Annotated in this window: 12 protein-coding genes; 4 read left to right on the top strand and 8 right to left on the bottom strand. The window is 44.6% G+C overall.

What is annotated here, in order from left to right:
• Positions 1–383 precede the first annotated feature (383 nt).
• Both hisC and DW904_RS21630 read left to right on the top strand, forming a co-directional pair.
• A complete protein-coding gene (hisC, locus tag DW904_RS21635) occupies positions 384–1,448 on the top strand; it encodes a histidinol-phosphate transaminase (RefSeq protein WP_118584204.1) in 1,065 nt (354 codons plus the stop codon).
• Positions 1,449–1,559: 111 nt separating this feature from the next.
• Positions 1,560–4,316 carry a C1 family peptidase gene (locus DW904_RS21630; protein WP_118584203.1) on the top strand — a complete coding sequence of 919 codons (2,757 nt, stop codon included), beginning with the start codon at positions 1,560–1,562 and terminating at the stop codon, positions 4,314–4,316.
• A 131-nt stretch (positions 4,317–4,447) separates the two neighbouring features.
• Here DW904_RS21630 and DW904_RS21625 read toward each other — a convergent pair whose 3' ends face one another.
• The 8 genes from DW904_RS21625 to DW904_RS21590 form a co-directional block, all read right to left on the bottom strand.
• On the bottom strand, positions 4,448–5,518 hold the full coding sequence (locus DW904_RS21625) for a PilT/PilU family type 4a pilus ATPase (RefSeq protein WP_118584202.1): 1,071 nt from the start codon (positions 5,516–5,518) through the stop codon (positions 4,448–4,450).
• 4 nt (positions 5,519–5,522) lie between these two features.
• Entirely contained in the window at positions 5,523–6,086 is a 564-nt protein-coding gene (locus DW904_RS21620) for a hypothetical protein (protein ID WP_118584201.1), read from the bottom strand.
• A complete protein-coding gene (locus DW904_RS21615; RefSeq protein ID WP_118584200.1) occupies positions 6,083–6,544 on the bottom strand; it encodes a hypothetical protein in 462 nt (153 codons plus the stop codon). Before DW904_RS21615 ends, DW904_RS21620 begins: the two co-directional genes overlap by 4 nt.
• 61 nt (positions 6,545–6,605) lie before the next feature.
• Complete coding sequence (locus DW904_RS21610; RefSeq protein ID WP_118584199.1) at positions 6,606–7,094, bottom strand: DUF4860 domain-containing protein; 489 nt, start codon at positions 7,092–7,094, stop codon at positions 6,606–6,608.
• Positions 7,091–7,441: a hypothetical protein gene (locus tag DW904_RS21605; protein ID WP_118584198.1), complete on the bottom strand. Its 351-nt coding sequence runs from the start codon at positions 7,439–7,441 to the stop codon at positions 7,091–7,093. Before DW904_RS21605 ends, DW904_RS21610 begins: the two co-directional genes overlap by 4 nt.
• A gap of 21 nt (positions 7,442–7,462) precedes the next feature.
• Positions 7,463–8,506 carry a type II secretion system F family protein gene (locus DW904_RS21600; protein ID WP_118584205.1) on the bottom strand — a complete coding sequence of 348 codons (1,044 nt, stop codon included), beginning with the start codon at positions 8,504–8,506 and terminating at the stop codon, positions 7,463–7,465.
• A 74-nt stretch (positions 8,507–8,580) separates the two neighbouring features.
• Positions 8,581–9,513 (bottom strand): transglutaminase-like domain-containing protein, encoded by a 933-nt coding sequence (locus DW904_RS21595; RefSeq protein WP_118584197.1) that lies wholly within the window; start codon positions 9,511–9,513, stop codon positions 8,581–8,583.
• Between the two features lie 35 nt (positions 9,514–9,548).
• Complete coding sequence (locus DW904_RS21590; protein WP_118584196.1) at positions 9,549–10,322, bottom strand: GntR family transcriptional regulator; 774 nt, start codon at positions 10,320–10,322, stop codon at positions 9,549–9,551.
• Positions 10,323–10,551: 229 nt separating this feature from the next.
• Here DW904_RS21590 and DW904_RS21585 point away from each other — a divergent pair, with 229 nt between their 5' ends.
• Both DW904_RS21585 and DW904_RS21580 read left to right on the top strand, forming a co-directional pair.
• On the top strand, positions 10,552–11,001 hold the full coding sequence (locus DW904_RS21585) for a hypothetical protein (protein ID WP_118584195.1): 450 nt from the start codon (positions 10,552–10,554) through the stop codon (positions 10,999–11,001).
• Positions 10,931–11,554, top strand: a complete 624-nt coding sequence (locus DW904_RS21580) for a substrate-binding domain-containing protein (RefSeq protein WP_173716502.1) — start codon at positions 10,931–10,933, stop codon at positions 11,552–11,554. Before DW904_RS21585 ends, DW904_RS21580 begins: the two co-directional genes overlap by 71 nt.
• Positions 11,555–11,816 lie beyond the last annotated feature (262 nt).

The following is an 11,816-nucleotide window of genomic DNA, read 5'->3' as shown; positions in this document are numbered from 1 at the left end:
CTTTCCAGTAACCAGCGATTTTGCAATGTATATTCGCAAGCCGCGCATTTCAGGAGCGGTTTTAGTGGAGGCGAGATCCATGACTTACGGAGACTTAGGCGCGAAGGCTCTCCTGAGCGTCTTAGTCGTAGTTAGTCATTAGCTTGCCGGAACGTTGCGACGCGCGGCGGTGAATATACATTGTGAAATCGCGTCCGGAATAACGACCAATCCACAAAATAGCAATATAACCGCAGAAAGAAGCACCGCAACACCCCACAACGAAATTTGACAAACTCCAAGGAAAAAAGTAAAATACTAATAACTATGCAGAAACATGCATACTACAGATTTTTTCAAAAGGAAATTATAATAAAAATACGAAGAAGCGAGGATGGACCGAAATGAATACATGGGAAGCAAACATTCGTAAAGTAGTACCTTATACACCCGGCGAGCAGCCCAACCAGCCGGACATGATCAAGCTGAACACAAACGAGAACCCATATCCCCCTGCACCAGGCGTGGAGAAAGCATTACACGAGATTCAGCCAGATACCCTCCGCCTTTATCCGGACCCTACAGCTGGCGACCTGATACATGCAATTGCCCGGAGCTATGGACTGAAAGACGAGCAGGTTTTTGTAGGTGTTGGCTCAGATGATGTACTTGCCATGAGCTTCCTCACCTTCTTTAACTCAGATAAACCGATCCTTTTTCCAGATATCACCTATTCTTTCTATGACGTATGGGCGGATCTTTTCAGAATCCCATATGAATGTAAAGCTCTCGATGAGAACTTCTGTATCCGCAAAGAAGATTACTTCGGAGAAAACGGTGGAATTATTTTTCCGAACCCCAATGCACCTACAGGCGTGGAGCTGCCCCTCGGTGACATCGAGGAGATTCTCTTACACAACCGGGACGTCATTGTGATCGTAGATGAAGCATATGTAGATTTCGGAGCGAAATCAGCACTGGAGCTTATAGAGAAATATGACAATCTTCTGGTAGTCCAGACCTTCTCCAAATCCCGTTCCATGGCTGGAATGCGTATCGGCTTTGCATGCGGCAATCCACAGCTGATCAGATTTCTGAACGATGTAAAATATTCCTTCAATTCCTACACTATGGATCGTACCACTCTTGCAACCGGTGTGGCAGCTATCCAGGATAAAGCATATTTTACAGAAACCTGTGAGAAGATTATTGCTACCAGAGAATGGGCGAAGAAAGAACTGGCTGCCCTTGGTTTCACATTCCCGGATTCTAAGACCAACTTTATCTTTGCTTCTCACAAAAGCTGTCCGGCCAAAGAAATTTTTGAGGCCCTTCGTCAGGAGCATATTTATGTAAGATACTTCCCGAAGCCGAGGATTGACAATCATTTGCGGATCACGGTAGGGACTCAGGAAGAAATGGAGAAATTAATACATTTTCTGGAAAAATATCTAAAAAATCATAAATAAGTGAAAAATATCTGTTTGAACGAAAATTCTGTTCTGGTGATTTTTTAATACGCTCTGGAGCCTGTGTGAAAAATACTCCGAAACAGGAAGCTCAGAACGACAGGAGTAAATATGAAATATAAGAAATTATTGAAAAAAGCAGCTGTAAGTCTGTTACTTGCCCAGTCCCTGATTTTTACAGGCTTGCCTATTCAGGCAGCAGATATTGCCGGGCAGAGTATGGTCTGGACGGAAAGTGTGGAAATGGAAAGCGCAAGAGACGCTGTATCAGCTGTGTCGTCGGATGCGATGACTGCGGAAGAGTTTTATGTGCAGGATGATTTTTCAGCAGGTGATGATCAGTCAGGGAGCGGAAGCACTTTAGCTGATGACAGCCAGGCTGGCAATGGAAGTGTAGAAGGCGATGACAGCCAGGCTGGCAATGGAAGTACGGAAGACGATGCCGGTCAGTCAGGCAATGCCAGCTTCACAGGCATGACAGATGGAAATCCCTCCCAATCGGAAGAACTGTCAGACGGTTTCTCAGATGGTGGTACTGATGAACTTCAGGAACAAGATTCTGGCTTTGGCAGCATGGATCCGGATTCTGTCGAAGAAGAGAAATGTGAAGACGATCTGACCGATGCGGAGATTGAGGCTCAGTTGGAGCCGATCCGTGAGCTGCAGCCCATAAGCTATGTAGACCCGCCATCTGGCAATGGGAATGGTGATACAGGAAGCGTAGGTGCTGCCAGAGCTGCGTCTTATCCTGCGAAATACGATCCCCGAAGCAGTATTTCCATCCCGGTAAGGAATCAAAAGCCTTCCAATATGTGCTGGGCATACACATTGGCTGCCAACCTGGAAATCTCATTTTTGCAGGCAGGAGCTGGACTGTTTGATCTGTCAGAAGAACATCTGGCATATTTCTTTGCCCACCGAATGAACGATTCCCTTGGAAATACAGCTAATGACAAAAACGAGGTTCTCCATTCCTACAGAGATGGAGGAAATCAGACCCTGGCTGCCATTTTTCTGAGTACGTGGAGCGGTATGGCTTTGGAATCCCAGGTTCCTTATGAGACAAATGCAGATCATACTCTGGACTCTGACAAGGTGCCGTCCTCCCAAATGGCATACCAGACCACAGCATATCTGGAAAATGCAGCGTTTTCCTCTTATTCTGTAAATAACATTAAAAGTCTGATATCAGAATATGGATCTGTTTCCATGTCCTTTGGAATGTATGATACCTATTATAATCCGTATACGTATGCATACAGCTACCCGGGAAGTGCAGGCGTGAATCATGCAATAACCCTGATTGGATGGGATGACAATTATTCCAGGGAAAATTTCAATTCTGCCAGCAATGTTACTTTAAACGGGGCATGGATTGCCAGAAACAGCTGGGGAGATGACTGGGGAGAAGCTGGTTATTTTTATATTTCCTATGAGAATAAATGTAATTATAATATTGTAGCAGCAGAAGCCACCACCAGTCCGAAGTACCGTAACAACTATTTCTATGATGGCTCCAGTGCACTGAGCAAGCTGAAGCTGTATCCTTCCGGCAGCAGTGGGATTTCCTCCATTGCCAATGTTTTTCAGGCAAAAGCCGGAAATGGGAACGGAGAAGCCCTTGGAGAAGTAGTTCTGGCTACTTACTCTGACGGAGGAAGCTACAGCATTCAGATTTATACAAATCTGAAGGATAAGAGCAATCCGGTAAGCGGAACTCCGGCCTATGCCAATCCGGTAACTTTTTATCAGGAACATGCCGGTATTTCCACAGTGGAAGTGCCAGAGGTAAATCTGATGAGTGGAACCCTTTATTCGGTAGTGCTCACCAATATCGGTTCCGACACAGTGGAATACTTGTGCGAGACTAACAGTGCTTATGACTGGGTGGAGTTTCAAGCTGGTCTGGAGGCGGATCAGAGCTTCTGTTACCATGAGAAAAATGGATGGAGCGATTTTTCCAAAACAAGTCCAAGTGCCTGTGCAAGAATTAAAGCTCACACAAGAACCTTGAGCAGTGCAGTGAATGTAACCAGACCTGCTTCCTTTCAAGCTGCGGCCCGCACCTATAACCAGATCAGTCTGACCTGGAGTAAAGCAGCCGGAGTTTCCGGATATCAGATCTATAGAAAAATCTCCGGCGGAGAGTATCAGAAGGTAGAGACCGCCTCCTGGTCGGATACTTCCTGGACAGATACGAAAGTTCAGCCGGGAATTACATATACATACAAGATCCGTGCGTACAGTATGGTGAACGGTACTGCGAAATATTCCGATTATACCGCGGAAGCTGCGGCTAAGACAATGCTTGCCACTCCGTCTGTGTCGGTGAAGGTTTCTTCCGGACTTTACAATACAGTAAACTGGAATAAGATTTCCGGTGCAGCAGGCTATGTGGTTTACAGGAAAACATCCTCTGGAAAATGGACGAAGCTTGCAAACATAAAGAAAGCAGCTACTACATCCTACAAAGATAAAAAGATAAAATCAGCTACCGTTTATGAGTATACAGTAAGAGCTTATTGTACTGTGGATAAGAAAACAGTGGCAAGCAGTTACAAGTCCAGTGGAACGTATAAATCAGCACCCTCCAGGCAGACCGTCTCATCGGTTTCCAATACGAAGAAAGGTCTGAAATTAAAGTGGAAGGCACAGAAGAAGTGTGATGGCTATTACATTTACAAAAAAACCGGAAGCGGAAAATATAAGCTGGCAGCTACTATTAAGAAGGGGAAAACTTCTACCTGGACAGACACGAAGGTAAAAAAAGGAAAGAAGTACCGTTATTATGTGCGTGCTTATGTAAAAGAGCCAAATGGTGTTGTAAAGGGAAAGTATAAAGCATCGGCGGCAGTTACAAGAAAGTAGGAAATCAATTGCAGAAAAGAAATAGAATTTACAGTAAAGCATTGTGGAATAGAAGATAGTCTGCACATAGTAAAAACTATAAAGTTTTTTGCAGCAGGACAACCTTCGGATATTAAAAAAACGGAAGCCCATTACATGAGCTTCCGTTTTAACATTTCCGGATTAGATGAATATTTAAGTGCAGTCTCTCTTGTGATCTGGCGGTTTCGATAAAGCTCCAGCAGGCTGTTATCCATGGATTTCATGTCTGCCTGGGAGGAAGAGGCGATCACACCGTCAATCTGATAAATCTTGTTGTCGCGGATCATATTTCGAATGGCAGGGGTAAGCCTCATGATCTCAAAAACCGGAATATTGTGCCCATTCACATCCGGCACCAGCTGTTGGGAAATAACAGTCTGCAGAACCATGGAAAGCTGAATGGCAATCTGATGCTGTTGGCTGGGCTCGAAAACATCCATAATACGGCTGATGGTATTGGCAGCTCCGGTAGTATGAAGGCTGGAAAGAATCAGATGTCCGGTCTCAGCAGCAGTCATGGCAGTCTGGATAGTCTCGTGGTCACGCATTTCTCCAAGAAGGATCACATCCGGGCTCTGACGCAGGGTGGCACGCAGGGAAACCAGATAATTGGCAGTATCCGTGCAGATCTCGCGTTGGCTGACAATGCATTTGTCATGTCTGTGCAGGTATTCCAAAGGGTCTTCCAGCGTGATGATATGCCCTTCGCGGCTGTGATTGATTTTGTCGATGATACAAGCCATGGTGGTAGATTTTCCGCTTCCGGCAGGACCTGTGATCAGAACCATTCCCTTGGTAAGGTCAGCTGCTTCCATAACAGCCGGAGGAATGTGCAGATCCTGCGGATCCGGCAGATTAAATGCAATAATACGGATGACAGCGGCAAGAGAACCACGCTGCCGGTATGTATTTACACGAAATCTTGAGAGACCCGGGATAGCCATGGAAAAGTCATCGTCACCGGTTTCCAGCATAGGTTCTATATTCCGGTCGTGAGCAAGCTTGTAAATGATCCGGATAAATTCATCTGTCTCCGGAGGCATGAGCCGTTCTTCAAAACCATCCAGTGTACAGAGCTTTCCGTCAATTTTTACAGAAAGGGGACGACCGGCAATAATAAATATATCAGAGGCTTTTTTCTGAGTGGCAAGCTCCAGAAAAGCCTTTACTTTTTCTTCCATAAAATTATTCTCCTTTGTAGACAGACTGGCTGTTGTCCGGATTCCAGTCTGCAGTTACAACCGTATTCCAGGAGAGGATCCCGGCGATATTGCTGCTGGTCATGTCCAATCCTGCATTAATGGTATCAGAAGCTGCGGTATCAGAAGCAGCGGTATCAGAGGCTGTGGAATCAGCTGTACAGTCAGTCCAGAATACAACAATTTTCACAGCCAGACTCTGGGTGTCGGAAAATGCTTTCACATATTCAGCAGTATGTTCCTCTGAATCCCATTTTGCATTCTCCTGTGAGTTCAGATGATCGGAGACGAGCTGGTAATATGCACTTTCTGATTTTGCCTGTGCCTGAAATCCTTCCAGTGTCTGAACCAGATCTGAATAAAAATCAGCTGCCTCACTGCAGGCATTATAATAGGCTGAGGTCTGCTCCAGAGAAAGACTGCTGGAGCGCAGATCCTGTCTGGAAGTACCATAGCCAAGCAAGGACAGGATCACCAGCATAAGTACTCCGAAGATTAGAAAAAGGGAAGGAATTCCAGTTGCGGAAAAAAGATGATTCTTTTCTTTCATGAATCTGTTTCCTCCTTTGTGGAAAAAACTGGAAAGCGAATTGTTTGTGTATAAAGACTGGTTTCCTCATTTGCATTCTGGAGTTTTTCAAAAGTGACCTGAATTTCTTTGACCTTGTCAGAAGCAGAGCAGACAAGCCTCATTTTATAAACCGCGCTTTCTTCGGAAGTATTCTGCCAGTGCTTGTCAAAATAATAGCAAATACTGTCCTGATCTGCAACTCCATCTGGCATCAGTGCCAGAAAATTTTGGACAGTGCCGTCAGTTCCTTCCAGAATTTCACCGGCACTGGTGATAAGCTCCTGGATATGAGAGTCCTCCCGGGCATGTACCCTTGCCATGTAGGAAGCCGCAAACAGTCTTACGCAGACACCGCAGGTCAGTCCCAGAAAAAGAAGGACAAATATCATTTCCATAAGAAAAAGCCCGGATTTGGAATGGGTAGTGATTTTTTTCATAAAAACTTCCTTTCAGCACATCATTCAGAAGTGACCAGCCCCAAATTCAGGAACCTGCGAATCAGGCAGGAACCCCTGGATGAAGCAGAAAGCTGGAACAATGTCCATCTGTGTCCGTTAATGTGATTCTGTAAAAAGTGTTTTCTAAAGCGTCAATCTGGAAATCCTGAAGCTGTGCGAGGTTGGTCCCCATAGAAAGATCGGCCCGGGAATCCGATGCTGTAAAAAGCTCTTTTAAATGACTGCCATCAAAATAAATGTAAGTGCAGTAATCTTTCCCCTCAATAGCTTCCTGAAAGCAAAGAACCTGTGTTCCCTGAAGCTCTGTAAGGGAGGTCATTCCGGGAATATCGTGCTGACGAAACTTGGTAGTGATGTAAGAGGCTGCTGTATAAAGGGTGTTATTAGTGTCCAGGCTTTTTACAGAGGCCTGATAGTTCCCGGCACCAAAAAGCATCAGAAATAGAAGAAACAGCACATACATTGCAAAAAGCAGCAGGGCTGCCAGTGAATCAATGCTGTGGTTCTTCCGGGTAAATCTGGAATTCATCTGGCACCTCCTTTTCTGGCATTTACCGGAAGTACGCTGATCGATGGCAGAAGATTGGATCCGTTTGGAACATATTCTACCACAAATTTCTCAGAATCATAGGTAATATGGTAATCTGAAAGCAATTCATCCAGGCTCTGAGGGTATTGGCCTGTGAGGGCGTAGGTGCGGATGGCACCTCCTTCAAGTGCCTGCGTTAAAGTAACCTGTTCTTTTTCCAGGGAATCAGTCTGTGTACGTGCAATTCCAAGATAGAAGATCAGGCAGAGGACTGCAGCGAACAGGATTGGAACAATAAAGCGGAAAATCCGCCTGACACGAATGAGTCTGGTTTCAAATATATCCATTTTCACTCTCCCTTACAGTTGTTATGCGATCATTTCAGATAACAGTCCCAGCAGCGGCATCATAACAGAAAGAAGGACCAGTCCTACCAAAATTGAAAGGACGATCACAATAGTAGGCTCCAAAATTGACACAATGTGGGAAACAGAGTCTGTGGATTTCTCTTCATACTGCTCAGCCAGTTTTTCCATTACTTCGTCAGATGCACCAGCCTGAAAACCAAGGGAGATCAGACGAAGCTCCATAGCCTTAAAAAGTCCGGATTCCGTGATGGCTTCTGTAAATCCATATCCTTCCGCGAGCTGCTTCTGAATGGAAGCAAGCTTTTCCCTGATCTCAGTCTGGGTAACCACAGCCCCTGCCAGCTCCACACAAAGCTCAGGGGAAAGTCCGCTTCGGATTCCCAGGGAAATACATTGGCAAAGACGACTGTAATCCAGATTTACCGGAATTTCCTTCATGCCGGGAAAACGGCAGACGATTTTGCGGATCAGTTCCTGCCCCTTTGGGTGAAGAACCAGGAAAAGGATAAAGCCGATCATCGCGGCCAGAAGAACAAGGAAGGCAGTAGAATAGCGGCTAAGTGTTTCGCCGATTCCAAGAAGGGCACCGGAGATCCCGCTCATTTCCAGTCCAAGCTGGCGGAAAACCTGGCGGAAAACCGGGAGAACCTTTACAAGAAGAATTACAATAACCGCAGTCATCATGCCCAGCATAACAAGGGGATAGGCGACTGCACTCTGGATCTGGTCTGTGATCTGAATCTCCTTCGCATAGAAAGCAGACAGACCCTTCATAACCTCATCCAGACAGCCGGTCTCTTCGCCGGTGCGGACATAGGCAGCAGCAGAAGCAGGAAAAGCACCGGATTGTTCCATGGCGTGCGCCAGAGAGCCGGATTCCTCCATGTCTTTATAAAGAAAGGTCAAAATTTCTTTGCCCCGTTCTGTCTGGCTGTCGTCATTTAAGATGGCAAGTCCCTCAATGGCAGACATTCCGGAATGTAATATGATGGAAAACTGTTCACAGAATTGGAACAGCTCCCGATTGTTTAATTTGGTAATCATATAAAGTCCTCTCTGAAAAAACATCAGGCAGATCCTGAAAAAATCCATGAACCTGCGAGGTGTTTTTCGTTGTGCTATCGGGTAAACTGCAGCGTATAATTTGCGCTGTCACCGATATAGGAATTGATAAGCTCTTCATCTTCACTGTTGGCGGTAAAGGTTGGATCCATGCGGTTCCATTTCTCCCCGTCATAGGTAATCGCCTGTTCCACCCATCCTTTTCCACGTATGTAAACATCGATCCAGGCATGCTTGATGTCACCTGCATATCCGATCTGAAGCTTACAGGGAATATCCCTGCTTCGCAGCATTGCCGTCATCAAGGCAGCATAATCAAAACAGATTCCCTTTCCGGTAGAGAGGGTTTCGTCTATGTCAGGAAGATATCCTGTCTCAACGGTGGCTGCTTTGTCCTCGTCGTAGGCGACATGCTGGGTTACATACTGGAAAACGGTGTCAATGCTTTCCTGTTCCGTGGCATCCTCTGCCAGAAGAGAAAGAGCCAGCTTGCAGGCTTCTGAGTCCGGGGTAAAATTTACATACTGGTTCGGATACAAAAATGGGAGAAATTCATTCTCCAGGGAAACCTCCAGAGCCTGGGCAAAAAGTGCGGCATACTGACTGCCGTTTACCTGCTCATAACAGGATACCTGGTAGGTGCCGCTTCCACTGGTAAACGGAATGACAGCACTTTCGCCGGAGCTTACAAAATAAGAATAAACAACGCCGTCATCCGCGGAAAGCTGGATGTTTTTGGTGGTACCATTGCTGTCACTGACAGCAGTCAGATATCCCTGACTGATATTTGAAATATCCAGTATCAGAGGTGAATATCCTATGGTGTCTGTTCCCGGAGCTTCCGGAACCAGAACCTTCAGCGGGGAAAAAACAGGCGGTTCTTCGCCGGAACCGGAGCTGCTGTTCTGACCGCAGCCTGCAGCTGGGAAAACTATTAGCAGGCAAAATAGAAATAAGCAAAGCAGAAGGGCCGAAATGCGTTTAGACATAGCGCCGCTCCTTTTTATAAGTTGATCATTCATTTTCAAACACGTTCCAGGGATTTTTGAAATTCGGGAAGATCGTACCATGCTGGTGGTTCCTTCATACGAACCACGAAATGGCACAGATCAGGACGGATCCTGGCTTCCAGGTATTCCATAGGACCCAGTGAACAGTGTGCTGTTCTGGTGTTGAAAAAAATAGGAGATCCCGGTTCAATGTTGAGAATCTGTGCATCAAGGAAATCAGCTGAGCTGATGTTGATGTGTTCTTCGCCAGTTTCAAATTTAATTCCGTAGTGCTTCTGAATAAAGTAATAGAGATCTACAAGCTGTTCGCGGTAGGTATCTAAATCTGGGAAAAAATCAATACGGATATAATTTGTCTGAATTATCACAGGCTGTTCATTGGAGGAAACCACTCTTTGAAGGCGGAAGACTTCTGTTCCTTCATTAAGGTCCAACGCACTGGCAACCTGGCTGTTTGCAGGAATACGGTCAATCCAGGTTCCGCTGATGGTCAGGGCGGCATTATCCGGAAACAGAGTGTTTATGTCTATTACGTTATGAAATTTTGAGAAGCTGGTAAGCTCCCGTTCTTTGGGATTGATCACCTGTGTGCCGGCACCCTGCTTTACCTTTATGCGTTTGTCTTTAACCAAAAGGTCAATGGCATGCCGGACCGTCGTACGGCTTACCGAAAACATTTTTCCAAGCTCATCTTCTGTGGGAAGATAGGAACCTATGGGATAAACGCTATTATCTATATCGGATTTTAATTTGTTATAACATTTCTTGTATGCAGGAAGTTTTTCCATAATGTTTCCTTTCAAAATAAAGTTGTTTAGTAACCTATAGTATATATGTATCAAACAAATAAGTCAAACGATAATTGGAAAAAACAGAATCTCTTATACAAAATGCATAAAAACAGGCGAAGTATCTTGTCAAATAAAACACTTTACTAAATATAAAAAACAATGTATAGTAATGTTTATAAACATAATTACGAATTTAAAAAATAAATTAAAATAAAGGAGAAACATAATGATGAAAAAACAGGAATTTGTACCGCGAAAGATAAGCGAGAAACCACTGTATGAACTGAAATCAGTGGAAGATATTCCGGTATCAGAGCTGTATCAGGTTAAGATAAACGGAAAGGAACAGCGAGTATATCATACGGAATTTTTTGATTTTGTTTCTTTCTTGGATGAAAATGAAAAGGCAGAGGTAGAAGTTACAGTAAACGAACCATTTCAGAAGGCGGTTATCCGTCCCACAGCTGTACAGATACCATTCAAAGAAGAGGGAAACAAAATCAGCATAAGCCTTCCTGCCGGAAAGAGAATTACTCTTGAACTGGACGATAAACTGGAGTCACCACTTTATGTTCTTCCTGGAAAATACATACCGAAGCCTGAGAATGCTGAGAGTTCCGTATGTGATCAGTGGTTCCGGAAAAACAGTTCCGGAGGATACAGGAACTTATCCTAAAAGTGCCCTTGTGACGACTGATACAGAGATTGAGAGCCAGAGTATGGTTGATTATCTGTGCAGCTGCGGACATAAAAGGATCGCCTTTATTACTTCAGGAGATGAAGGTCTTGGAAGATGCCATCTCAATGGCTATAAAAGGTCACTGGAAAAAAATGGACTGGAGTACGATGAGAAGCTTATAATTCGTTTAAAACCAGGTAAAAGAATTTATACGATTGAGAATGGTTATAACTGTACCTGTGAGCTTTTGAAATCGGGGGTGGATTTTTCCTGCATTTATGCAATTTCAGATACTCTGGCGGTAGGAGCATGCAGAGCAGTTATTGACAGCGGCAAAAGAGTACCGGAGGATTATTGTGTGGCAGGAGCAGATGGTCAGGACATTGCGGAATATTATCATCCATCCATCACCACATTGAAATATCCAAGAGTGGAAATTGCCCTGCAGAGCGTCCGTACCTTGTTTGGTCTGATCGACCGGAAAAAGGTAGTGAAACGGCAAATACTGGGCGGAACTCTTATAGAGCGGGAGTCTACGCGCAAACTGTAATGCGTGTCTGCTGTCCTCCAGACATCGAAAAGGAATCTGTGAAAATATTTGAGAATGATTATCATGCGTTACAATCGGCTCAGATATTTTTACAGATTTTTTGTTTTCGTATTTTTTAGACAGATTTTTGTAAGTTTTAACAAGGAAATTCCGTGTCAAGCGTTTTTGAAAATGTCCTAAAATAATTGAAGTATTAGCCCCGGCTTTTTGCTGGGGCTTGTTATATTGATGTGCTTCATTCCTCAGGCAATTTTTGTATCTT

Origin of the sequence: Ruminococcus sp. AM42-11 (assembly GCF_003480145.1) — a bacterium.
GTDB lineage: Bacteria > Bacillota > Clostridia > Lachnospirales > Lachnospiraceae > Blautia_A > Blautia_A faecis.
This window is presented reverse-complemented; position numbering and strand designations above follow the sequence as displayed.

Excerpts from the sequence above, each read along its gene's own strand:
- hisC (WP_118584204.1), top strand. The coding sequence starts at position 384 with ATGAATACATGGGAAGCAAACATTCGTAAAGTAGTACCTTATACACCC.
- DW904_RS21630 (WP_118584203.1), top strand. The coding sequence starts at position 1,560 with ATGAAATATAAGAAATTATTGAAAAAAGCAGCTGTAAGTCTGTTACTT.
- DW904_RS21625 (WP_118584202.1), bottom strand. The coding sequence starts at position 5,518 with ATGGAAGAAAAAGTAAAGGCTTTTCTGGAGCTTGCCACTCAGAAAAAA.
- DW904_RS21620 (WP_118584201.1), bottom strand. The coding sequence starts at position 6,086 with ATGAAAGAAAAGAATCATCTTTTTTCCGCAACTGGAATTCCTTCCCTT.
- DW904_RS21615 (WP_118584200.1), bottom strand. The coding sequence starts at position 6,544 with ATGAAAAAAATCACTACCCATTCCAAATCCGGGCTTTTTCTTATGGAA.
- DW904_RS21610 (WP_118584199.1), bottom strand. The coding sequence starts at position 7,094 with ATGAATTCCAGATTTACCCGGAAGAACCACAGCATTGATTCACTGGCA.
- DW904_RS21605 (WP_118584198.1), bottom strand. The coding sequence starts at position 7,441 with ATGGATATATTTGAAACCAGACTCATTCGTGTCAGGCGGATTTTCCGC.
- DW904_RS21600 (WP_118584205.1), bottom strand. The coding sequence starts at position 8,506 with ATGATTACCAAATTAAACAATCGGGAGCTGTTCCAATTCTGTGAACAG.
- DW904_RS21595 (WP_118584197.1), bottom strand. The coding sequence starts at position 9,513 with ATGTCTAAACGCATTTCGGCCCTTCTGCTTTGCTTATTTCTATTTTGC.
- DW904_RS21590 (WP_118584196.1), bottom strand. The coding sequence starts at position 10,322 with ATGGAAAAACTTCCTGCATACAAGAAATGTTATAACAAATTAAAATCC.
- DW904_RS21585 (WP_118584195.1), top strand. The coding sequence starts at position 10,552 with ATGATGAAAAAACAGGAATTTGTACCGCGAAAGATAAGCGAGAAACCA.
- DW904_RS21580 (WP_173716502.1), top strand. The coding sequence starts at position 10,931 with ATGCTGAGAGTTCCGTATGTGATCAGTGGTTCCGGAAAAACAGTTCCG.